General features: G+C 70.5%; 16 protein-coding genes and 2 rRNA genes. 17 read left to right on the top strand and 1 reads right to left on the bottom strand.

Annotated elements, in window-relative coordinates; genetic code table 11:
* The 8 genes from KBI5_RS02780 to ligA form a co-directional block, all read left to right on the top strand.
* A 23S ribosomal RNA gene (locus KBI5_RS02780) occupies nt 1-303 on the top strand; the annotation flags it as partial.
* Between the two features lie 70 nt (nt 304-373).
* Nucleotides 374-490 (top strand): 5S ribosomal RNA (gene rrf, locus KBI5_RS02775).
* Nucleotides 491-683: 193 nt separating this feature from the next.
* A complete protein-coding gene (icmF, locus tag KBI5_RS02770) occupies nt 684-4,001 on the top strand; it encodes a fused isobutyryl-CoA mutase/GTPase IcmF (protein WP_085014225.1) in 3,318 nt (1,105 codons plus the stop codon).
* Between the two features lie 202 nt (nt 4,002-4,203).
* The gene (locus tag KBI5_RS02765) at nt 4,204-4,710 is read left to right on the top strand and encodes a MarR family transcriptional regulator (RefSeq protein ID WP_023840249.1); all 507 of its coding nucleotides are present in this window, start codon (nt 4,204-4,206) and stop codon (nt 4,708-4,710) included.
* 41 nt (nt 4,711-4,751) lie between these two features.
* Nucleotides 4,752-6,002, top strand: a complete 1,251-nt coding sequence (locus KBI5_RS02760) for a cysteine desulfurase family protein (RefSeq protein ID WP_085014224.1) — start codon at nt 4,752-4,754, stop codon at nt 6,000-6,002.
* A gap of 79 nt (nt 6,003-6,081) precedes the next feature.
* Nucleotides 6,082-7,140, top strand: a complete 1,059-nt coding sequence (mnmA, locus tag KBI5_RS02755) for a tRNA 2-thiouridine(34) synthase MnmA (protein WP_011438025.1) — start codon at nt 6,082-6,084, stop codon at nt 7,138-7,140.
* Between the two features lie 90 nt (nt 7,141-7,230).
* Nucleotides 7,231-8,370: a methionine synthase gene (locus KBI5_RS02750; RefSeq protein ID WP_043590674.1), complete on the top strand. Its 1,140-nt coding sequence runs from the start codon at nt 7,231-7,233 to the stop codon at nt 8,368-8,370.
* Between the two features lie 32 nt (nt 8,371-8,402).
* Entirely contained in the window at nt 8,403-10,487 is a 2,085-nt protein-coding gene (gene ligA, locus KBI5_RS02745; RefSeq protein ID WP_241882619.1) for an NAD-dependent DNA ligase LigA, read from the top strand.
* A gap of 20 nt (nt 10,488-10,507) precedes the next feature.
* Here the strand turns inward: ligA and KBI5_RS02740 are convergent, their stop codons facing one another.
* Entirely contained in the window at nt 10,508-11,218 is a 711-nt protein-coding gene (locus KBI5_RS02740) for an ACT domain-containing protein (RefSeq protein ID WP_011438022.1), read from the bottom strand.
* 353 nt (nt 11,219-11,571) lie between these two features.
* Between KBI5_RS02740 and gatC the strand changes: the two genes are divergently transcribed.
* The 9 genes from gatC (at nt 11,572) to serA (ending at nt 22,835) form a co-directional block, all read left to right on the top strand.
* On the top strand, nt 11,572-11,868 hold the full coding sequence (gene gatC / locus KBI5_RS02735) for an Asp-tRNA(Asn)/Glu-tRNA(Gln) amidotransferase subunit GatC (RefSeq protein ID WP_011438021.1): 297 nt from the start codon (nt 11,572-11,574) through the stop codon (nt 11,866-11,868).
* Nucleotides 11,869-11,881: 13 nt separating this feature from the next.
* A complete protein-coding gene (gene gatA, locus KBI5_RS02730) occupies nt 11,882-13,408 on the top strand; it encodes an Asp-tRNA(Asn)/Glu-tRNA(Gln) amidotransferase subunit GatA (RefSeq protein WP_235462914.1) in 1,527 nt (508 codons plus the stop codon).
* 94 nt (nt 13,409-13,502) lie between these two features.
* A complete protein-coding gene (locus KBI5_RS02725; protein ID WP_011438019.1) occupies nt 13,503-13,697 on the top strand; it encodes a hypothetical protein in 195 nt (64 codons plus the stop codon).
* A 12-nt stretch (nt 13,698-13,709) separates the two neighbouring features.
* Nucleotides 13,710-15,227, top strand: coding sequence for an Asp-tRNA(Asn)/Glu-tRNA(Gln) amidotransferase subunit GatB (gatB, locus tag KBI5_RS02720; protein WP_011438018.1), 1,518 nt, complete (start codon nt 13,710-13,712; stop codon nt 15,225-15,227).
* Between the two features lie 291 nt (nt 15,228-15,518).
* Nucleotides 15,519-17,210, top strand: a complete 1,692-nt coding sequence (locus KBI5_RS02715; RefSeq protein ID WP_085014222.1) for a penicillin-binding transpeptidase domain-containing protein — start codon at nt 15,519-15,521, stop codon at nt 17,208-17,210.
* 203 nt (nt 17,211-17,413) lie between these two features.
* On the top strand, nt 17,414-19,378 hold the full coding sequence (locus tag KBI5_RS02710) for an acetolactate synthase large subunit (protein ID WP_085014221.1): 1,965 nt from the start codon (nt 17,414-17,416) through the stop codon (nt 19,376-19,378).
* Entirely contained in the window at nt 19,378-19,902 is a 525-nt protein-coding gene (gene ilvN, locus KBI5_RS02705; RefSeq protein ID WP_085014220.1) for an acetolactate synthase small subunit, read from the top strand. The genes KBI5_RS02710 and ilvN overlap by 1 nt, the downstream gene beginning before the upstream one ends.
* 53 nt (nt 19,903-19,955) lie before the next feature.
* Nucleotides 19,956-20,945 carry a ketol-acid reductoisomerase gene (gene ilvC / locus KBI5_RS02700; protein ID WP_085014219.1) on the top strand — a complete coding sequence of 330 codons (990 nt, stop codon included), beginning with the start codon at nt 19,956-19,958 and terminating at the stop codon, nt 20,943-20,945.
* Between the two features lie 300 nt (nt 20,946-21,245).
* Nucleotides 21,246-22,835: a phosphoglycerate dehydrogenase gene (gene serA / locus KBI5_RS02695; RefSeq protein ID WP_085014218.1), complete on the top strand. Its 1,590-nt coding sequence runs from the start codon at nt 21,246-21,248 to the stop codon at nt 22,833-22,835.
* Nucleotides 22,836-23,145 lie beyond the last annotated feature (310 nt).

Here is a 23,145-nt window from a genome sequence, read left to right as displayed (position 1 = left end):
AGACAGTTCGGTCCCTATCCGCCGCGCGCGCAGGAGACTTGAGAAGGGCTGTCCCTAGTACGAGAGGACCGGGACGGACGAACCTCTGGTGTGCCAGTTGTTCTGCCAAGGGCATGGCTGGTTGGCTACGTTCGGAAGGGATAACCGCTGAAAGCATCTAAGCGGGAAGCCTGCTTCGAGATGAGGTCTCCCACAGGGTAGCCTGGTAAGGCCCCCGACTAGATGATCGGGTTGATAGGCCGGAGGTGGAAGTGCGGTGACGCATGGAGCTGACCGGTACTAATAGGCCGAGGGCTTGTCTTCGAAGGTGCTACGCGTCCACTGTGCGGTTCTCGGGTGTACGGCCGGTTCGGCTGGTATATCTGGATAGTGTTTCGGTGGTTTTGGCGAAGGGGAAACGCCCGGTCTCATTCCGAACCCGGAAGCTAAGCTCTTCAGCGCCGATGGTACTGCATGGGGGACTGTGTGGGAGAGTAGGACGCCGCCGGACGTATACGAGTGTGGGGCTGTCTCCCTAGAGAGACAGCCCCACACTCGTATACGCGTATTTTCCGACTACTGGCTGGCAGCACCCGCTTCAGCACCTTGGCCGTGGTGGCATCTATTACATGGATGTCCTACTATCGGGAAGCCAAGTGTTCTAGGTATCTCCGCCCGCCACATCGTCCCCGGGAGCCGCTTCGATGTCCTCCGACGCGATGTCCTCCGACAACCGGCACGAGCCGGCCGCCACGCTGCACACACCAGCTCATCCGGTCCGGATCGTGACGGCGGCCTCACTCTTCGATGGGCATGACGCGGCGATCAACATCATGCGTCGCCTGTTGCAGGCGCAGGGCGCCGAAGTGATCCATCTCGGGCATGACCGCAGCGTCGAGGAGGTCGTCACCGCCGCGATCCAGGAGGACGCCCAGGGGATCGCCCTGTCGTCCTATCAGGGCGGGCATGTCGAGTACTTCAGCTACCTCATCGAGCGCCTCCGTGCGCGCGGAGCCGGCAACGTCCGGGTCTACGGCGGCGGCGGCGGGGTGATCCTGCCGGCGGAGATCGACCTGCTGCACGCGCGCGGGGTCGCGCGCATCTTCTCCCCGCAGGACGGGCAGCGGCTCGGTCTCGCAAAGATGATCAATATGATCATCGAGGCCTGTGACGTCGATCTGACGGAGGACGGGCCGAAGCTCGATGCGGTGGCGGCTGGTGAGCACGGCGCGCTCGCCCGGGCAATCACCGTGCTCGAGGCGGGCCGGGACCCGCGGCTCGCGGCGGCGCTGCAGGACGAGGCCGCCCGCCACCCGCGGGTTCCGGTCCTCGGTATCACCGGCACGGGTGGTTCGGGAAAGTCCTCGCTCACCGACGAGCTGATCCGGCGCTTCCGCCTCGACCAGGGCGACAGCCTGCGGATCGCGGTGCTCGCCATCGACCCCAGCCGTCGGCGGGGCGGCGGTGCACTGCTCGGTGACCGCATCCGGATGAACTCCCTGGGTGATGGCACGGCAGGGAACGTGTTCTTCCGGTCCCTGGCGACGCGCACGGGGGGCAGTGAGGTTCCGGCTCCCCTGGCGGATGTGATCAAAGCCTGCCAGGCGGCCGGTTTCGATCTGGTGATCGTCGAGACGCCGGGCATCGGGCAGGGTGACGCGGCGATCGTTCCGTTCTGCGATGTTTCGCTGTACGTGATGACACCCGAGTACGGTGCGGCCTCACAGCTTGAGAAGATCGACATGCTGGACTTCGCCGACGTGGTGGCGGTGAACAAGTTCGAGCGGCGCGGCGCCGAGGATGCCCGGCGTGACGTCGCCCGGCAACTGGTGCGCAACCGGCAGGCGTTCGACCAGTCCTGGGAGGATATGCCCGTCTTCGGCACCTCGGCCGCCCGGTTCCACGACGACGGGGTGACCGCCCTGTATCAGCACCTCGTCGGGCTGCTACGCAAACACGATCTGCACACCGTGTCCGGCTCGTTGCACCTGGTGCGCGGGCGGACCTCTACCGGTCTGACCACGGTCATTCCGTCCGCCCGGATACGCTATCTGGCCGAGATCACCGAGACGGTGCGGGGCTATCACGCCGAGACCGAGCGTCAGGCGCTGCTGGCCCGCCGTCGTGAGCATCTGACGACGGCCCTTGCGGCACTGGCCGGCGCCAACCCCAGCGCGGGCCCGGCGCCGGCGGAACCCACCACCCTCGCCGTGCTGCGCGACGAGGCCGAAGCCGCCCTGGCCCCCTGGACGAGGGAGCTCCTGGCGCAATGGCCGGCGATCGTCGAGGAACGTCAGGGCGAGAAGATGACCTATCTCGTCCGGGGAACCGAGATCCACACCCCGCTGGTGCGCACCACACTCAGCGGGACTCTGATCCGGCGGGTGGCGGTACCCGCCATCGACGACGACGCTCGCCTGATCCGCTTCCTGCGGCGTGAGAACCTGCCAGGGTACTTCCCCTTCACCGCCGGCGTCTTTCCGTTCAAACGCGCCGGGGAGGCCCCGGCGCGAATGTTCGCCGGTGAAGGTGACCCCTTCCGGACCAACCGCCGGTTCCACTTCCTCTCCGCCGGCTCGCCTGCGACCCGGCTGTCCACCGCCTTCGACTCGGTGACCCTCTACGGCCGCGATCCCGCGTCTCAGCCTGACATCTATGGCAAGATCGGCACGTCGGGCGTGTCGATAGCGACGTTGGACGACATGAAGGTCCTGTTCGCCGGGTTCGATCTGTGTGATCCGTCGACCAGCGTCTCGATGACCATCAACGGCCCGGCGCCGACGATCCTGGCGATGTTCCTGAACGCCGCGATCGACCAGCGCTTGGACGCTTTCCGCGCCGAGCACGGCCGGGAGCCGAGCACGGACGAGGCCGCCGAGGTCCGGGCCCGCACGCTGGCCACGGTCCGTGGCACCGTGCAGGCGGACATCCTCAAGGAGGACCAGGGGCAGAACACCTGCATCTTCTCCACCGAGTTCGCGTTGCGGGCGATGGCGGACGTGCAGGAGTGGTTCATCGAACACGCGGTCCGGAACTTCTACTCGGTATCGATCTCCGGCTATCACATCGCCGAGGCCGGCGCCAATCCCATCAGTCAGCTCGCGTTCACCCTGGCCAACGGCTTCACCTACGTCGAGGCCTATCTGGCCAGAGGGATGCGCATCGACGATTTCGCCCCGAACCTGTCGTTCTTCTTCTCCAACGGGATGGATGCGGAGTACACCGTCATCGGGCGGGTGGCCYGCCGGATCTGGGCGGTGGCCATGCGGGAGCGCTACGGTGCCGCCCCCCGGTCGCAGATGCTGAAGTATCACGTACAGACCTCGGGTCGGTCGCTGCACGCACAGGAGATGGCCTACAACGACATCCGGACCACGTTGCAGGCGCTGTGCGCGATCTACGACAACTGCAACAGCCTGCACACCAATGCGTACGACGAGGCTGTGACGACTCCTACGGAGAACTCCGTCCGCCGCGCGTTGGCCATTCAGATGATCATAGATCAGGAATGGGGACTCGCCGCCAACGAGAATCCCCTGCAGGGATCGTTCATCGTCGATGAACTGACCGACCTGGTCGAGGAGGCGGTGCTCGCCGAGTTCGAGCGGATCAGCGACCGCGGCGGTGTACTCGGCGCGATGGAGACCGGCTATCAGCGGGGACGCATCCAGGACGAGTCGATGCTGTACGAGCGGCGCAAGCACGACGGCACCCTGCCGATCATCGGGGTGAACACGTTCCTGCGGCCGGAGTCGGCCGGCACCGATCCCGACGCCGAGGGAGGCCCGATGGAGCTCGCGCGGGCCACGGAGGAGGAGAAGCAATCTCAGCTCACTCGGCTGGAGGAGTTCCACCGCCGGCACGGCGCCGAGGCGGGCGCCGCCCTGGAACATCTGCGGGAGGTCGCCAGGAGCGGGGGGAACACGTTCGCGGCGCTGATGGAGGCGGTCCGCGTCTGCTCCCTCGGGCAGATCTCCCAGGCATTCTTCGACGTGGGTGGGCAGTATCGACGTAACGTCTGATTATGCCCCGGGTGGCGCCCGCCGTTACGTCGATCGGCGTTACGCTGGTCGGTACGCTGGGCGCCGCGGCAATCTCCGGGTACGCATGAATCTTTGCCAGCGCGTCCGTCCTGGGGTGCAATGGACGCTGCCCGCCGCGACGGTCCCCGGCTGCCAGGTTGGGCGGGAACCGTCCCATGAAGTGCAGGAGCGTCGACAAGTCGTGGCCACCCCGAAACCGTTGCCAACCGACCCCATAGCGGAGGCCCATCGGCACTGGACCGCCCACGGCTGGGGGGCGGCAGCGGACGGCATGGCAGCGGTCACCTCCCTGATGCGGGCGCAGCAGATCGTCCTCGCCCGGGTTGACGAGGTCCTGCGCCCCCTCGATCTGACCTTCGCGCGCTATGAGCTGCTGATGCTGTTGATGTTCAGTCGGTCCGGAGCGCTGCCCCTCAACAAGATCGGAAGTCGGCTGCAGGTCCATCCGACCAGCGTCACCAGCGCGGTCGACCGGTTGGAGGCGAGGGGGCAGGTGCGGCGTACCCCGCATCCTACGGACCGGCGGGCGATTCTCGCGAAGATCACCGAGGAGGGTCGGGTCACTGCCATGGCCGCGACCGAGAAGCTCAACGACACCGTCTTCGCCGATCCCGGGCTGGGTGACGGCGGGGTGCGCAGACTCATCGACCTGCTGACCGATCTGCGCCGGGCCGCCGGCGACTTCTGATCGCGCGGTGTTCGGCCCGTCCGCGACTACCCTCTAGAGCTGTGACCTACCTCGACCACGGGGCGACGACGCCGATGCGACCGGAAGCGCTCGCCGCGTACACCGCGGTGCTCGCCGATACCGGCAATGCCTCGTCGCTGCATGCCAGTGGCCGCCGTGCCCGCCGCATCGTCGAGGAGTCCCGCGAGACACTCGCCGGAGTGCTGGGCGCCCGTCCGTCCGACGTGGTGTTCACCGGAGGCGGTACCGAAAGTGACAACCTCGCCCTGAAGGGTCTGTACTGGTCACGCCGCCGGGCCGAACCGGGCCGGCGGCGGGTGCTGGTCAGCGCCGTCGAGCACCGGGCGGTCCTGGACACCGTCGACTGGCTCGGCCGGGCGCAGGATGCCGAGGTCGAGCTGCTCGCGGTCGATGCCGCGGGAACCGTGCGGCCGGACACCCTCGCCGCCGCCCTCGAACGGGATCCGGACTCGGTGGCCGTCGTGTCGGTGATGTGGGCGAACAACGAGGTCGGCACCGTTCAGCCGATCGCCGAGCTCGCGACGATCGCGCACCGTCACGGCGTGCCCTTCCACACCGATGCGGTGCAGGCGTTCGGCCAGATCCCGATCGCCGTCACCGACGAGGGCCCCGACGCCATCACGGTCAGCGCGCACAAGATCGGGGGGCCGATCGGTGTCGGTGCCCTGGTGGTGCGCCGGGGATTGGCGATGGAGCCGCTGACCCACGGCGGCGGTCAGGAGCGCGACATCCGGTCCGGAACGTTGAACACGGCCGGGGTGGCGGCGTTCGCGGCGGCCGCGGCGAGGGCATGCGCCGAGGCGCCGCAGGAGAGCGTCCGGCTGGCGGCCCTGCGTGACGACTTGGTGCGCCGGGTCCGGGCGGAGGTCCCGGAGGCGGTGCTCAACGGTGCCCCGCTGCTCGGGGACGGCGGCGGTGGGGACGGCGGCGGTGGGGACGGCGGCGGTCCGGGACCGCACCGGCTGCCGGGAAACGCCCATCTGACCTTCCCCGGCTGCGAGGGAGACTCGCTGCTGATGCTGCTCGATGCCCGGGGGATCGAGTGTTCCACCGGCTCGGCCTGCTCCGCTGGAGTGGCGAGGCCGTCGCACGTGTTGCTCGCGATGGGAGTGGATGAGGCACACGCCCGCGGATCGCTGCGGTTCTCCCTCGGGCACACCTCACGGGCCGGCGACATCGACGCGCTGGTCGCGGCGATCGGGCCGGTCGTCGAGCGGGCGAGCCGCGCGGGGGCGCTGGCCGGCACGAGCGGCAGCATGAGCGGCACCTGAGAGGCGATGCCCATGATGCCTTGCTCCCGTCCACGTGGTTCCCTGAGGTTCGGCGGAGATTCGGGGAGGTGATGGTCTGATGCGGGTGCTCGCCGCGATGTCCGGCGGGGTCGACTCCGCCGTCGCCGCCGCCCGGGCGGTTGACGCCGGTCACGACGTCACCGGGGTGCATCTGGCGTTGTCGCGCTCGCCGGAGTCGGACCGGACCGGAGCCCGCGGCTGCTGCACCATCGAGGACGCCCGGGACGCCCGGCGGGCCGCCGATATCCTCGGGATCCCGTTCTACGTCTGGGATCTCGCGGACCGGTTCGAGACCGACGTCATCGAGGAGTTCGTCGAGTCCTACGCGGCCGGTCGCACGCCCAACCCCTGCGTGCGCTGCAACGAGCGCATCAAGTTCGCGGCCGTACTCGACAAGGCCCTCGCGCTCGGCTTCGAGGCCGTCGTCACCGGGCACCACGCCCGGCTCGATCCGGACGGCACCCTGCGCCGCTCGGTGGATCCGGACAAGGACCAGTCCTACGTCCTGGGAACGCTGCGTCCCGAGCAGCTCGCCGCCGCGCGGTTCCCGCTCGGGGATTCCACCAAGGCCCAGGTGCGGGTAGAGGCGGCCGAGCGTCGCCTTGCCGTTGCGGACAAGCCGGACAGCCACGACATCTGTTTCATCTCGCATGGGGACACCGGTGGCTGGTTGCGCGAGCGGCTCGGCCCGCGGCCGGGTCCGGTCATCGATGCGACGACCGGGCAGACGCTCGGGCACCATGACGGCGCCTACGCCTTCACCGTGGGTCAGCGTCGCGGGCTGAAGCTCGGGCGGCCGGCCGCGGACGGCCGGCCGCGCTATGTGCTGGACATCTCCCCGGTGACGTCGACGGTCACCGTCGGACCGGCCGAGGCGCTCGACGTGCGCCGGCTCGTGGCGGACCGGGCCGTCTGGCCGCACGAGGGGGCCGTGTCATGCCTGGCCCAGGTGCGGGCGCACGGCGGGGTGGTACCGGCGGTGGCRCAGGCGCGCGACGAGGAGCTCGTCGTGACGCTGACGACGCCGGTCCGCGGCACGGCCGCAGGCCAGGCAGTGGTGCTGTACGACGGTGACCGGGTGCTTGGCGGAGGGCACATCCGCACCACCGGTGGTTAGCTGGGCGCCCGGTCGGCGGGCCGTTGACGGAGCGGGCGTGGAGCGGGCGTGGCCGGGGATCTCCCGCGGACTCCCGGAGGATGTCAAGACATGAGTACTGACGCTGCACGGATGTGGCCGCCCGGCGCGGCCACCGGGGTGGGCTCGCTGCCGGGAACGGATGCGGCCCAGGCCGTCAAGCTGGTCTTCGACGAGCTGCCGGACCTGCCGCATCTGCCAGAACTGCCGGCCAGGGGAGCCGGGGGTGCGATGGTCGGGCGGGCGGCGGCGATCCTCGTCGACATGCCGGTGGACCTTCAGCCGGCTGGCTGGCGGCTGGTTCCCCGACCCGGCCTGGACCTGCGCCGGTCACGGGATCTGCTCGAACGCGACCTGGACGCGCTGACGGAGGTCGCCGCCGACTACGCGGGATCCTTCAAGATTGCCGTGACCGGCCCGTGGACGCTGGCTGCCGAGCTGGAGCTTCCCCGCGGGCACAAGGCGTTGTCGGATACCGGCGCCACCCGTGACATCGCCGACGCACTGACCGCGGGGCTCGTCGAACAGGTCGAACAGATCGCCCAGCGGGTCCCGGGGGCGCGGATCCTGGTCCAGCTCGACGAGCCGTCGCTGCCGGCGGTGCTCGCGGGCCGGATCCGCACTCCGAGTGGGTTCTCGGTGCTGCCCGCCGTCGAGGAGGGCTTGGTTGTGGAGCGGCTGCGGATCCTGCTCGGTGGCCTGCGGGCGCTGCCGGCGACCGTCGGAGTCGGGGTGCACTGCTGCGCTCCCGCGGTGCCGCTGGCGGCGTTGCGCGCGGCGGGTGTGGACTTCGTCGGTCTCGACGTCACCGCGCTTACCCGGGCTGAGGACGACGCCGTCGGCGAGATCGTGGAGGCCGGAGTGCGGCTGATGGCGGGCCTCGTCCCCACCAGGCCGATTTCACCGGCCGCGCCGATTTCACCGACAGGACCGACAGGACCGACTGGACCGGCCGCACCTGCTGGTGCAGCCGGACGGGCTGGTGCAGCCGGACGGGCTGTCTCGGCCGCACCGAAGTTGTCGGATGTCCGCCGTACGGTCGAACCCGTCATCGCACTGTGGCGCCGGTTGGGATTCCGGCCCGAGCAGCTCGGAGAGGTGGTCGCCGTGACGCCGACATGTGGCCTGGCGGGCCTGGGAACGGACGATGCCAGGACGGTGATGCGCCACTGCCGGAAGGCGGGGCGGGTCCTGGTCGACGCACCGTCGTGAGCGCGACGGCCGGTACGGCCGACGAATCCGGCGTGGCTTCGGCGGCGGCTTCGGCGGACGAGCGAGCCCGCGCCGCCAGCCTCGCCCGCGAGCTCGACGAGCACGCGTACCGCTACTACGTGCTCGATTCCCCGACGATCTCCGATGCCGAGTACGACCGGTTGATGGCGGAGCTCGCCGCGCTGGAGGAGCGGCATCCCGACCTGCGCACACCGGACTCGCCGACGCAGAAGGTGGCCGGCTCCTACTCGACCCTGTTCACCCCGGTCGAGCATCTCGAACGGATGCTGTCCCTGGAAAACGTCTTCGACGACGACGAGTTCCACCAGTGGGCGGCGCGCGTGGCCCGGGAAAGCGAGGTCGACGCCTGGCTCTGCGAGCTGAAGATCGACGGGCTTGCCGTGGACCTCGTCTACGAGGATGGTTACCTGGTGCGTGCCGCGACGCGCGGCGACGGCCGGACGGGGGAGGACATCACCCCCAACATCCGCACCCTGGCGAGCGTGCCGGTACGGCTGCGCGGGCCGCGGGTGCCCGGGCTGCTGGAGGTGCGGGGCGAGGTCTTCTTCCCGACCGCGAAGTTCGCCGAGCTCAACGCCGGGCTGGTGGCCGTGGGGGGCAAACCGTTCGCGAACCCGCGTAACGCCGCGGCCGGATCCCTGCGGCAGAAGGATCCCCGGGTCACCGCCACCCGGCCGCTGGAGATGATTGTCCATGGCCTGGGCGCGCAGCGCGGCTTCGAGGTCACGTCCCAGTCGGCGGCCTATGCCCGCTTCGCGGAGCTCGGGCTGCCCGTCGCCACCCACTTCGAGGTCCTGGCGACGGTGCCCGGCGTGCTCGACTACGTGCACCGGTGGGGCGACGCGCGCCACGACGTGGTGCACGAGATCGACGGAGTGGTCGTCAAGGTCGACTCGTTCGCCCTGCAACGCCGGTTGGGCTCCACCTCGAAGTCCCCCCGCTGGGCGGTGGCCTACAAGTATCCGCCGGAGGAGGTCACGACCAAGCTGCGCGATATCCGGGTGAACGTGGGCCGCACCGGCCGGGTGACCCCCTTCGGGGAGCTGGAGCCGGTCCTGGTCGCCGGGTCCACGGTGGGCCTCGCGACCCTGCACAACATCGACGAGGTCGGTCGCAAGGGGGTGCTCATCGGGGACACGGTCGTCCTGCGCAAGGCCGGGGACGTCATCCCGGAGATCGTCGGCCCGGTCGTCGACCTGCGAGAGGGTTCCGAGCGGGCCTTCGTGATGCCCACGCGCTGCCCGGAGTGCGGCACCGAGTTGGTGCGGCCCGAGGGCGAGGTCGACATCCGTTGCCCGAACACCGTCTCCTGTCCCGCGCAGTTGCGGGAGTCGATCTTCCATTTCGCATCCCGGGGGGCGATGGACATCGACGGGCTCGGGTACGAGACGGCGACCGCCCTGCTCGAGGCGGGCCGGGTGCGTGACATCGGCGACATCTTCCACCTGACGCCCGAGTCCTTCGAGGGGCTGCGCGGGTTCGCGCAGAAGAAAATCGACCAGATTCTGCGGGGGGTCGAGGCCGCGCGGCACCGGCCGCTTTGGCGGCTGCTGGTCGGCCTGTCGATCCGCCACGTCGGGCCCACGGCGGCGCGGGCGCTGGCCCGGGAACTGCGGTCGCTGGAAGCGRTCGCCGCCACGTCGGCCGAGGACCTCGCCGCGGTCGAAGGGGTCGGTCCGAAGATCGCCGGCGCGGTGCTCGACTGGTTCGCCGATGAACGGCACCGCGACATCCTCGCCAGGATCGCCGCCGGCGGGGCACGGCTCGCCGACGTCGGCGCGGAGGAGGGCCCACGTCCCCTCGACGGCGTCACCGTCGTCATCACCGGCACGCTCACCGACTGGAGCCGCGACTCGGCCAAGGAGGCGGTCGAGGCGCGCGGCGGCAAGGTCACCGGCTCGGTGAGCAGGAAGACCACCGCCGTCGTCGTCGGCGCGGATCCGGGGGCCTCGAAGTACGACAAGGCGCGCAGTCTCAGGATCCCCATGCTGGACGAGGCCGGATTCGCCGTTCTGCTGGCGCAGGGGGTCGACGCGGCCAGCAAGCTCGCCGTTCCCGCCGACGGTCCCGAGAAGGCCGAGACCCCGGTGGAATAACCCGGGGGAGGATCCCCCGCTCAGAAACGGTCCGTCCTGGTCAGGCTCGCGGCGATGCCCGCCAGATGGGCCAGTCGGTCGATCTCGGAGGAGCGGAACCGGGGGCCGCCGGGCCGCCCGACCAGGATCACCAACCGGTCGCCGCCGACCGGGGCCGCGGCGAGTTCCATGCTGACCGCCCGCCAGCGAGGCGGGAAGGCGCCATCCTCGGCCCCGATCCGCCGCGCCCGTTCCAGCGGCAGCCAGGGCAGGGGTAACCGGACCCGTTCGGGGACACCGAGATCGTCCCCGCCGAGGGCCGGAGCGCCCACCGAGGTCTCCCGGACCCGGACGTCGTCCGGCCCGACGTGCTCCAGCAGCATCGCCCAGTCGGCGTGGAAGACGCCGGGCGCGAGGTCCGTCAGGGTCGCCACGGCGTCGTGCGGCCGATCGGTCATGGCGTCCACCAGGTCGAGGTCGTTGCCGATACCGCCCCCGTCGGCGAGAAACGGCCGAAGCGACTCGACGATCACGCCTGGAACCGAATGAGCGGCGGTGAGGACGCGATCGGCGAGGCCGCCCGGTGGCAGAAGCACGAGCAGATCGTCCACGGCTCCGTCGGCGGTGCGCTCGATGACGGTAATGCTGACGATGTCGATGCTCGCCCTGCCCAGGGCCGTGGCCACCGCGCCGAGCGCTCCCGGGCGGTCCGGCAGCACGAGGCGAAGCAGATACGACATGTAGCTGAGCATGCGCAAAGAGCATGTCGGCGGGATGGCCGGCCGGTCACGCGAAGATAACGTCCCCGCCCGGCCGGYGGCTCCCCCAGGRCCACAGCACAGGAACCTCGCCGAAGGTGAGGTGACGGAAACCCCGAAGGGCAGCCTGGGCCAGGAGAGCAGCGGGGGGCGGCGTCCGCGGGGGTCCCGCCGCGGCCCGTACGATGACATCACGTCGACGCGGCGATGCGTCCGGTCCGGGACCGTCCGCCCGGGGCGCCCCAGGGGTGCATCCGGCCTCTCCCGGTTCCGGTTCCCGCATCCGTCGCGGCGCCCAGGACCAGTCACGGGCCCCGCGCCCACCGCCCACGAAGGGGCCACACGCCATGGCGATCACTCGGGACGAGGTGGCTCACCTCGCCCGCTTGGCGCGGATGTCGGTGACCGACGACGAGCTCGACGCGCTGGCACCGCAGCTCGAGGCGATCCTGTCCGCGGTCGCCCGGGTCTCCGAGATCGCCGCCGGGGACATCCCGCCGACCAGCCACGCCGTGCCGTTGACCAACGTCTTCCGGCCGGACACCATCTGCCCGTCGCTGCCCGTCACCGAGGCCCTGGCCGGTGCCCCCGCCACCGAGGACGGGCGGTTCCGGGTGCCCCGCATCCTCGATCCGGACGAATGAGGTCGCCGCCCGCATGACGGAGAACATGACGGAGAACCCGACACCTCCCGGCACGACTGACGTCGTGCGCCTGTCCGCCGCCGCGACGGCGGCCGCGATCGCCGTCGGCAGGCTGAGTGCCGTCGAGGCGACCCGGGCGGCGTTGGACCGCATCGCCAAGGTCGACGAGACCGTCCACGCCTTCCTGCACGTGGACGCCGACGGCGCGCTCGCCGCGGCCCGGTCGGTCGACGACCGGCGCGCGGCCGGGGAGCGCCTCGGGCCGCTCGCCGGGGTGCCGTTGGCGCTCAAGGACGTCTTCACCACCCGAGGGATGCCCACCACCTGCGGCAGCCGCATCCTCGAGGGCTGGCACCCCCCGTACGACGCCACGGTGGTGAGCCGGCTGCGGGCCGCGGACGTCGTCCTGCTGGGTAAGGCCAACATGGACGAGTTCGCCATGGGCTCGTCGACCGAGAACTCGGCGTTCGGGCCGACCCGCAACCCCTGGGACGTCACCCGCATCCCCGGCGGCAGCAGCGGCGGCAGCGCCGCGGCCGTCGCCGCCTTCGAGGCGCCGCTTGCCCTCGGCACCGACACGGGCGGTTCCATCCGTCAGCCGGCCGCCCTCTGCGGTCTGGTCGGGGTCAAGCCCACCTACGGCGGGGTCAGCCGCTACGGGCTGGTCGCCTTCTCCAGCTCGCTGGACCAGGCCGGCCCGCTGGCCCGCACGGTGACCGACGCGGCGTTGCTGCACGCCGCGATCGCCGGCCACGATCCCCTGGACTCCACGAGCGTCGACGCGCCGGTTCCCGCGGTCGTGGCGGCGGCACGGCAGCGCGACATCCGCGGTATGCGGGTCGGTGTGGTCCGCGAGTTCGCCGGCGACGGATACGACCCGGGGGTCGAGGCCGCCTTCGCCGCCGCGGTCGAGGCGCTGACGGGCCTGGGCGCCCAGGTCGTCGAGGTGAGCTGCCCGCACTTCAGCTACGCGCTGCCCGCCTATTACCTGATCGCGCCCAGCGAGTGCTCGTCGAACCTGGCTCGCTTCGACGCGATGCGCTTCGGGCTGCGGATCGGCGACGACGGTCGGGCCGGGGCCGAGGAGGTCATGAGCCGCACCCGCGAAGCCGGCTTCGGCCCGGAGGTGAAGCGGCGGATCATCCTGGGCACCTATGCCCTGTCCTCGGGGTACTACGACGCCTACTATGGCCAGGCGCAGAAGGTCCGTACGCTGATCAGCCGCGACTTCACCGCCGCGTTCGAGCAGGTCGACGTCCTGGTCTCGCCCACCACCCCGACACCGGCCTTCCCGCTGGGCGCGAAGGTCGACGATCCGGTGGCCATGTACCTGTCGGACCTGTGCACGATCCCGTCCAACCTCGCGGGCGGCCCGGCGATGAGCCTGCCGTCCGGGCTCGTGGACGGGCTGCCGGTGGGTATCCAGATCATGGCGCCGCCGTTCGCCGATGACCGGCTCTACCGGGTCGGCGGGGCGCTGGAGGAGGCGTTGGACGTCGAACGCGGCCATCCGCTGCTCGACGAGGTCCCGGCGCTGTGAGCGGGCGCCCGGCGCTCTCGCGGGTCATCCGTGTTCCGGGTGTGGCGGCCGCGGTGACGGGCCGCCGACCGCGAGGGAAGGGAAGGAAACGGCGATGGTGAGTCTGCGCAGCGGCCGGCAGGACCGGTTCCTGGTGGGCGTGGTGTGGCTGCTCACCGTGCTGGTGCTGGGTCTCGGCATCGCCACGCTCAACCCGGTCCTGCTCGTCTGGGGAGTGCTCGGCCTACCGGCCGCGGTGTTCCTCACCTACGTGCACGTCCGCGACACCCGCCCACCCAGCGACCCATGAGGAGTTCATCCGGTGAGCACAGTGGCTCCCGCCGGCGCGCTGCCGTCCTACTCCGACGTTCTGGCCCGCTACGAGCCGGTGATCGGATTGGAGACGCACGTCGAACTCGGCACCGCTTCCAAGATGTTCTGCGGCTGCGCGACGGCCTTCGGTGCCGAGCCCAACACGCAGGTCTGCCCGGTGTGCCTCGGGCTGCCGGGTTCCCTGCCGGTGGTGAACGAGGCGGCGGTGCGCTTCGCGGTCATGATCGGACTCGCGTTGCACTGTGAGATCGCGTCGTGGTGCCGGTTCGCGCGCAAGAACTACTTCTATCCCGACATGCCGAAGAACTTCCAGATCAGCCAGTACGACGAGCCGCTGTGCACGAACGGCTGGCTCGACGTGGAGGTCGAGGGCGAGGTGCACCGGGTGGGCATCACCCGGGTGCACATGGAGGAGGACACCGGCAAGTCGCTGCACGTCGGCGGCGCCACCGGCCGCATCCACGGCGCCACCCACTCGCTGGTCGACTACAACCGGGCCGGCATCCCGCTCGTGGAGATCGTGACTGAACCGGACGTGCGTTCCCCCGAGGTGGCCCGGGCCTACGTGGACGAGTTGCGGGAGCTGATCCGGGCGCTCGGGGTCTCCGACGTCCGGATGGAGCAGGGATCGCTGCGCTGCGACGCCAACGTCTCGCTGCGCCCGCGGCCGGCGCCCGGCGACCCGGACGCTCCCTTCGGCACCCGCAGCGAGACGAAGAACCTCAACTCGCTGCGGTCGGTGGAACGCGCGGTGCGTTACGAGACCACCCGGCAGGCCGCGTTGCTCGACGACGGCCAGCGCATCATCCAGGAGACCCGCCACTTCGACGAGGCGTCGGGCCGCACCTCGTCGGGTCGCTCCAAGGAGGAGGCCACCGACTACCGGTACTTCCCGGAGCCTGACCTCACCCCGTTGGCCCTGCCCGCGGAATACGTCGAGCGGCTGCGGGCCGGCCTGCCGGAGTTGCCCGCGGCGCGCCGGGCCCGGCTGATCGCCGAGCACGGCTACACCGCGCGGGACCTGCAGGACCTGCGCAATGCCGCGGTCCTCGACCTGGTCGAGGAGACCATCGCCGCCGGCGCGGCCCCGGCGACCGCCCGCAAGTGGTGGCTCAACGAGCTGGCCAGGCGCGCCTCGGACGCCGGTCTCCAGCCTCGCGATCTTAAGATCACCCCGACCGACGTCGCCCGGATCACCGCGCTGGTGGCCGCGGGCGAGCTCACCGACGCGCTGGCCCGCAAGGTCATCGACGGGGTGCTCGCCGGTGAGGGCACGCCCGACGAGGTGATCGCCGGCCGTGGGCTGGCGATCGTCGCGGACGACAGCGCGCTCACCGCGGCCGTCGACGCGGCGCTCCTCGGTGCCCCCGACATCGCCGAGAAGGTCCGCGGTGGCAAGGTGAACGCCGTCGGTCCGCTGGTGGGCGCGGTGATGAAGGCGATGAAGGGCCAGGCGGACGCGGCGGCCGTGCGGCGACTGCTGCTGGAGCGCCTCGGCGTCTCCTGACATCGCTTCCCGGCCTTCGGCTTCCCGGCCGATCCCCGATTTGTCGTATTCAAGATGATTCGCAGATTTTAGCGCCATTCGTTCAAGAAACGTCCGACCGGTCGCCGCCGTCCCCCGCGCCGTGGGTTGCCTCTCCGTGATCCGAGCTCGGGAGGACCACGTTCTCCCGCCGTGTCGGACCCGCGTGTCGGGTTGCCGACGTCGTACGGYGCGTCGGATGCGAAGGGCCGGAGGCCTCCATAGGGTGGGTCTCCCATCGGGGTGTCACGATCGAGGGGAGAGCGTGCCGCCGTGCCCCTTACACCTTCCGGCTTCACCGCGTCAACCTCCCGCCGTCGGGGTCGGGGCCGCCGGACGGCGATCATCGTCGCGGTCGTCGTCGTCCTGCTGGCCGTCGCCGGCGGTGTCGGCTACGTCCTGAACAACCGCGCCGCCGACCGCGCCGCCGACCGGAAGGTCCAGGYTGCGGCCGACTCCTACCTGGCCGGCTGGCGGACGCTGACGACTTCCGGTGGGACGGCGACCCCCGGCTCCGCGGCTGTCGCCGCCGTCTCCACGCCCGGGAGCATCGACGTCGCGCGCCTGGTGGGCACGATGGCCGAGGTGCGTGACCGCCTGCTCGTCACAGCGGCTACGTTTACCCCGGGCGCGATCAGCCGCAGCGGCGAGACGGCGACCGTGCCGTACCTGGCCAGGCTCACGCTCTCTGGTCTGCCGACGCCGCTGGAGTACACCGGGGCGCTGCATCTCGTCTCGACCGGCGGCGGGTGGCGGGTGAAGGCTGATCCGGTCTCGGTGCATCCGGCCCTGCGCCCAGGGCTGCACCTGGACCGGACCGCCTCCACCGGTAAGCGGGGGGACCTGCTCGACGTGGCGGGCCAGCCCCTACGGGACTCCTCCGACCTGGCGGGCAACCTCGTCGGTCGGACGGCGCCGCTGTCCGGGTTGCAGCGGGTGTACGACGACCGGCTGCGGGCGCAGGGCGGCGCGGTCGTCGTGCGGGATGCGAAGAACGCGACCGTGCAGACGCTGCACACCTATCCGATGACCGACGGCGAGGCGATCCGTACCACGATCGACCTGCGGGTCCAGCAGGCCGCCGAGGCGGCCCTGGCCACCGCGGCCCGCCCGACCGGGGCGATGGTCGCGATCGACACTCGTACCGGCGCCATCCTGGCCCTGGCCAACCATCCGCCCAGCGGGTCGAGCCGGGCTGTCCGGGGCAAGTACCCACCGGGTTCCACCTTCAAGATCGTGACGGCCACCGCCGCGCTGATGAACGGCAAGGCGCCGGACATGCCCCTGGACTGCACCCAGACGGTCAGCGTCGGCGGTCGGACCTTCCAGAACGCCGAGTCCGAGCAGTTCGGCCCCATCCCGCTGCGGACCGCGTTCGCCAGGAGCTGCAACACCGCGTTCATCCGGCTGGAGGAGTCACTCCCGGACGGCGCGCTGGAGAAGGCCGCCCAGCTTTACGGCTTCGACGGCCGACCACCGCTGGATATCGCCAGCGTCGGGGGGACCTTCCCGACCCCGCGTGACGCGGTCGAGTCGGCGTCGGCGTCGATCGGCCAGGCCCGCATCGAGGTCTCCCCGCTGCAGATGGCGAGCGTCGCCGCGGCGGTCGCGAGCGGTACCTGGCACCAGCCGTTCGTCGTCGGCCAGTCGGCGCGCAGCAACCCCATCCCGCCCGTGGTGCTGCCCCCGCTGCGGGACTTCATGCGGGCGGTCGTCACCGAGGGCACCGCCGCGAAGGTCCCGATGCCCGGCGAGGTCTTCGGGAAGACCGGCACCGCCGAGTACAAGGACGGCAACCCGCCGCCGACCCATGCGTGGTTCGTCGGCTACCGGGGCGACGTGGCCTTCGCGGTGGTCGTCGAGGACGGCGGCTTCGGCGCGGAGACGGCCGCGCCGGTCGCGGCCAGGTTCCTCACCGCGTTGGACGGTGGCCAGATCGGTGCGCCCGGCTCCGGCGGGCAATGACCTGGCTGGACCCGGTCCTGGCTGGACCCGGTGCCTGGCTGGACCCGGTGCCCGGCGATGCTTGACGTGGGGCTGGAACTCCGGCAGGGTAGAACCGTGCATCTCGGGATTCTCGTACGCTCAGAGCGTGCATAGTCGACGACGTCGACCTGTGCGCCGCCCCTCAGTGCCTCGGCACGAGGGGCTTTTTCGTGCAGTGAGCACTGCCTCGTGCCAAGCCTGCGTGGTCGTGCTCAGCTGGCAGAGCCGTGCCCGGCGGGCCCGGTCCCGCCGGTCCCGCAGTGCCAGCCGAGATTGCCACGTGCCACGTACATCCCCGGCCTGTCAAGGAAGACGACCAGATGACACGAGAGATCACCGGAGCCCAGTCGCTCGTCCACTCCCTTGAAGCGGTCGGAGCCGATGTGGTCTTCGGCATCCCCGGCGGCGCGATCCTGCCCGCATATGATCCACTGTTCGACTCCACCCGGGTGCGACATGTCCTTGTCCGGCACGAGCAGGGCGCGGGTCATGCGGCCGAGGGGTACGCGCAGGCCACCGGGYGGGTCGGGGTGTGCATGGCGACGTCGGGGCCGGGGGCGACCAACCTGGTGACTCCGATCGCCGACGCCTACATGGACTCGGTGCCGATCGTGGCCGTCACCGGGCAGGTCCCCAGTCCCTCGATCGGGACCGACGCCTTCCAGGAGGCGGACATCTGCGGCATCACCCTGCCGATCACCAAGCACAACTTCCTGGTCCAGTCCGCCGACGACATCCCGCGGATCATCGCGGAGGCGTTCCACCTGGCGGCGACGGGCCGGCCCGGACCGGTGCTCGTCGACCTGCCCAAGGACATCCTGCAGTCGGCCACCTCCGTGCTGCCGCACGATGTCTGGCCGCCGGCTCTCGACCTGCCCGGTTATCGTCCGGTCACCCGCCCGCACGGCAAGCAGGTGCGGGAGGCGGCGAAGATGATCAGTGCTGCCCGGCGTCCGGTGCTCTATATCGGTGGGGGAGTGCTCAGGGCCCGCGCTGCCGCGGAGCTGCGGACACTGGCGGAGCTCACCGGCATCCCGGTGGTCACCACCCTCATGGCCCGCGGCGCCTTCCCCGACTCCCATCCCCAGCACCTGGGCATGCCCGGCATGCACGGGTCGGTCGCCGCGGTGACCGCGTTGCAGAAGGCGGATCTGCTGATCACTCTCGGGGCCCGCTTCGATGACCGGGTGACCGGCAGGCTGTCCTCCTTCGCGCCYGGTGCCGCGGTCATTCACGCCGACATCGACCCGGCCGAGATCGGCAAGAACCGGACCGCGGACGTACCGATCGTCGGTGACTGCCGTGATGTGATCAACGAGCTCGTCGCCGCGCTCGTCCTGGAGGAGCGGCCGGACCTCGCCGCCTGGTGGCGGACGCTGGACGGCTGGCGCCGGACCTACCCGCTGGGCTACGACCAGCCGGCTGACGGCTCGCTGGCCCCGCAGTACGTCATCGAGCGGCTCGGGAAGATCGCGGGACCGGAGACCATCTTCGCCGCCGGCGTCGGGCAGCACCAGATGTGGGCCGCGCAGTTCATCTCCTACGAGAACCCCTACACCTGGCTGAACTCCGGCGGCGCCGGCACGATGGGCTACGCCGTGCCGGCCGCGATGGGCGCCAGGGTCGGCCGCCCCGACGCCACGGTGTGGGCCGTCGACGGTGACGGCTGCTTCCAGATGACCAACCAGGAGCTTGCGACCTGCGCGCTGGAGGGAATCCCGATCAAGGTTGCCGTCATCAACAACGGGTCGCTCGGCATGGTCCGCCAGTGGCAGACCCTCTTCTACGACAAGCGGTACTCCAACACGGAGCTCGGGACGCACCMGGACTCCCCGCGGACCGGCGGCGCAGGGGCGTCTGGGCGGGGCTCAGGGGCGTCCAGGAGGGTGCGGGTGCCCGACTTCGTCCGGCTGGCCGAGGCGTTGGGCTGCGTCGGGCTGCGCTGCGAGACGGCGGCGGATGTCGACGCGACGATCGAGAAGGCGATGGCGATCGACGACGCCCCGGTCGTGGTGGACTTCGTCGTGCATCCCGACGCCATGGTGTGGCCGATGGTCGCCGCCGGCGCCAGCAACGACGACATCCGCATCGCGCGCGACACCGCGCCGGACTTCGACTACTCCGGCGACGCCGAGGTGAACATCTGATGACCCGCCATACCCTGTCCGTGCTGGTGGAGAACAAGCCCGGGGTGCTGGCCCGGGTCTCGGGCCTGTTCTCCCGGCGCGGGTTCAACATCGAGTCACTCGCGGTCGGGCCGACCGAGCAGCTTGACATCTCCCGGATGACGATCGTCGTCGTCGTGGAGGACCTGCCGCTGGAACAGGTGACCAAGCAGCTCAACAAGCTGATCAATGTTTTGAAGATCGTCGAGATGGACACCTCCGCCTCGGTGCAACGTGAGCTGATGCTCGTGAAGGTGCGCRCCGACCTGTCGGTGCGATCCCAGGTCCTCGAGACGGTCGCCCTGTTCCGTGCCAAGGTGGTCGACGTCGCCCAGGACGCCGTCACCATCGAGGCGACGGGAACCCGCGACAAGCTGGACGYCCTCATCCGCATGCTGGAGCCGTTCGGAATCCGGGAACTGGTCCAGTCCGGCCTGGTGGCACTCGGCCGCGGATCGCGTTCGATCACCGATCGCAGCCTGCGAGCAGTCGACCGTCCGGCCTGACCGGGACCGTCGCGCGTCTTTTTCCCATCCACTCAACGAGGAGATTCCCCACGATGGTCGAGATCTACTACGACGACGACGCCTCGCTGGACGTCCTGGCCGACCGTAAGGTCGCCGTCATCGGCTACGGCAGCCAGGGCCACGCGCACGCGCTGAACCTGCGCGACAGTGGCGTCGACGTGCGGGTCGGCCTGCCGGCGGACAGCCGCAGCCGGGCCAGGGCCGAGGAAGAGGGCCTGCGGGTCCYCACTCCGGCGGAGGCGTCCGCCGAGGCCGACATCATCATGCTGCTCACTCCGGACACCACCCATCGCACGATCTACGCGGAGTCCATCGCCCCGCACCTCACCGCGGGCAAGGCGCTGGCGTTCGGGCACGGTTTCAACATCCGCTACGGGCTCATCGAGCCGCCGGCCGGCGTCGACGTGTTCATGGTCGCTCCGAAGGGGCCGGGTCACCTGGTGCGGCGGGTGTTCGAGGAGGGCAAGGGCGTTCCCGTCCTCGTCGCGGTGGAGGCCGACGCGAGCGGCAACGCGCTGGCCGTCGCGCTGGCCTACGCCAAGGGCATCGGTGGCACCCGGGCCGGTGCGCTGAGGACCACCTTCACCGAGGAGACCGAGACCGACCTGTTCGGCGAGCAGGCCGTGCTCTGCGGCGGCGCCAGCGCGCTCGTGCAGGCCGGCTTCGAGACCCTCGTCGAGGCGGGCTACACCCCGGAGGTCGCCTACTTCGAGTGCCTGCACGAGCTCAAGCTCATCGTCGACCTGATGTACGAGGGCGGCATCTCCCAGATGCGGTACTCGATCTCGGACACCGCGGAGTACGGCGATGTCACGCGTGGCCCGCGCGTCATCACCCCCGCCGTGAAGGCCGAGATGCGCAAGATCCTCGACGAGATCCGTGACGGCGCGTTCGCTCGCGAGTGGGTGGCCGAAGACGACAACGGTCGGCCGAATTTCACCAAGCTCGTGGCGGAGGGCAAGCAGCACCCGATCGAGCAGGTCGGCGCGAAGCTCCGGCCGATGATGTCTTGGATCGCCTGATTTCTGGATCGCCAGGTAGGTCCCGCGGGTCGTCGGGCGGATCGTGCCCTCTCGGGGGCGGCCGTGGTGCGCTGCCGCCGTCCCCGGGTGCGGGYCGTCCCCGTCCGGGTGCCGGGCACGCCGTCGCCGTCGGTCGGCGGAAAGGGCTCGGAGTCCACGGCGGGCGTCGGTAGGCTGGGCCCGCCGCCTCGTGCGGTGTCCGCAGTATCCACGTTCATCATCGCCAGGCCGAAGGCCACGTGATCACGCCTCGTTCCGCGTCGCCTCCCGGTCTGACCCGAGGTCGCTAGGAGAGGTCCAGTGCCTGTCGTACTCGTTGCCGAGGAGCTCTCACCGGCCGGGCTGGAGGTGCTGTCCGGGGACTTCGAGGTTCGTCACGTTGACGGTGCCGACCGGTCCGCGTTGCTGCCCGCCATCGCCGACGTCGATGCCGTGATCGTCCGGTCGGCCACCAAGATCGACGCCGAGGTGCTCGCCACCGCGGGAAAGCTCAAGGTCGTCGCCCGGGCCGGCATCGGGCTGGACAACGTCGACGTCGCCGCCGCCACCCAGCGCGGTGTCATGGTGGTCAACGCGCCGCAGTCGAACATCGTCAGTGCGGCCGAGCATGCGATCGCGCTGCTGCTCGCCGTCGCCCGGCGGGTTCCCGCGRCCAGCGAGGCACTGCGCGGCGGCGAGTGGAAGCGCTCGAAGTACGTCGGTGTCGAACTCGTGGAGAAGACGGCCGGCGTCGTCGGCCTCGGGCGGATCGGCGTGCTCGTGGCGCAGCGGCTCGCCGGCTTCGGGATGAAGGTCATCGCCTACGACCCGTACGTGTCGGTGGCCCGTGCCGCGCAGCACGGCGTGACCCTCGTCGACCTCGACGAGCTGCTTCGGCAGAGTGACGTGATCACGATCCATCTGCCCAAGACGCCGGAGACGCTCGGTCTGATCGGCACCGACGAGCTGGCCCGGACCAGGCCCGGTGTCATCATCGTCAACGCGGCGCGCGGCGGCCTCGTTGACGAGGCGGCGCTCGCCGAGGCGGTCCGCTCCGGTCAGGTCGGCGGTGCGGGCATCGACGTCTTCGCCAAGGAGCCCACGACGGCCTCCCCGCTGTTCGGGCTCGACAACGTCGTCGTCACCCCCCACCTTGGCGCGTCCACCCAGGAGGCGCAGGACAAGGCCGGGCTCGCCGTCGCCCGCTCGGTGCGGCTGGCGCTGCAGGGCGAGTTCGTGCCCGACGCGGTCAACGTGCAGGCCGGTGGCGTCGTGGCCGAGGACCTCCGGCCGGGTCTTCCGCTCGCGGAGAAACTCGGGCAGCTCTTCTCCGGCCTCGCGGGCAGCCTGGCCGCCGCGATCACTGTCGAGGTGCGTGGCGAGATCGCCGTGCACGACGTCTCGGTGTTGCAGCTCGCGGTGCTCAAGGGTGTGTTCACCGACGTGACCGAGGAGCAGGTCACCTACGTCAACGCGCCGCTGCTGGCCAAGGAGCGCGGGGTCGACGTGGCCTTGGAGACCGCCGAGGACAGCCCCGACTATCACAACCTCGTGACTGTGCGAGGAGTCCTCGCCGACGGCACGCCCGTGTCGGTGAGCGGCACGCTTGTCGGCTCGCGGCAGGTCGAGAAGATCACCGCGATCGACGGGTTCGAGGTCGACATCCGGCCCGAGGCGCATCTGGCGTTCTTCCGCTACGAGGACCGGCCGGGGATCGTCGGCGCGGTCGGTGCCCTGCTCGGCGAGGCGCACATCAACATCGCCAGTGCGCAGGTCAGCCGCCTGCAGGCCGGCGGCGAGGCGTTGATGTCGCTGTCGCTCGACGACGCGGTCGCCCCCGACATCCTGGCCGAGATCGCGAAGATCATCGGCGCTTCCTACGCCAGGGCCGTAAGCATCAGCAGCGACTGACCCCTTCCCCACACGGTGGCTTCGCCACCGTGTGGGGTCTCCGCAAAGGCACCTTCGGCGATTTTGCGGGGGGAGTCGTGGGGGCCTTCGGTGGTCCGGGGTGTTCCTCGGGTTGCCGTGGATTACCTGGGCTGGATGGGGTTTACCAGGGGTAGCTGCGGGCGATCTCAACGGTAGGCGATCGATTGGGTACGGGTAGCGGTGGCGTGGGGACGTGATCCAGGTGATCTTTCCGTGGAACGCGCGCCGTAGTCGTGGTGCCGGGTTTACCGTGGCTAGCATGGCGTCGCGGCATCAGGACCCGTTCGAG

This window comes from Frankia sp. KB5 (assembly GCF_002099325.1).
In the GTDB taxonomy this organism is placed as follows: Bacteria; Actinomycetota; Actinomycetes; order Frankiales; family Frankiaceae; genus Frankia; species Frankia casuarinae.
Note: the sequence above shows the minus strand (reverse complement) of the source record. Positions and strands in the feature narration are given on the sequence as shown.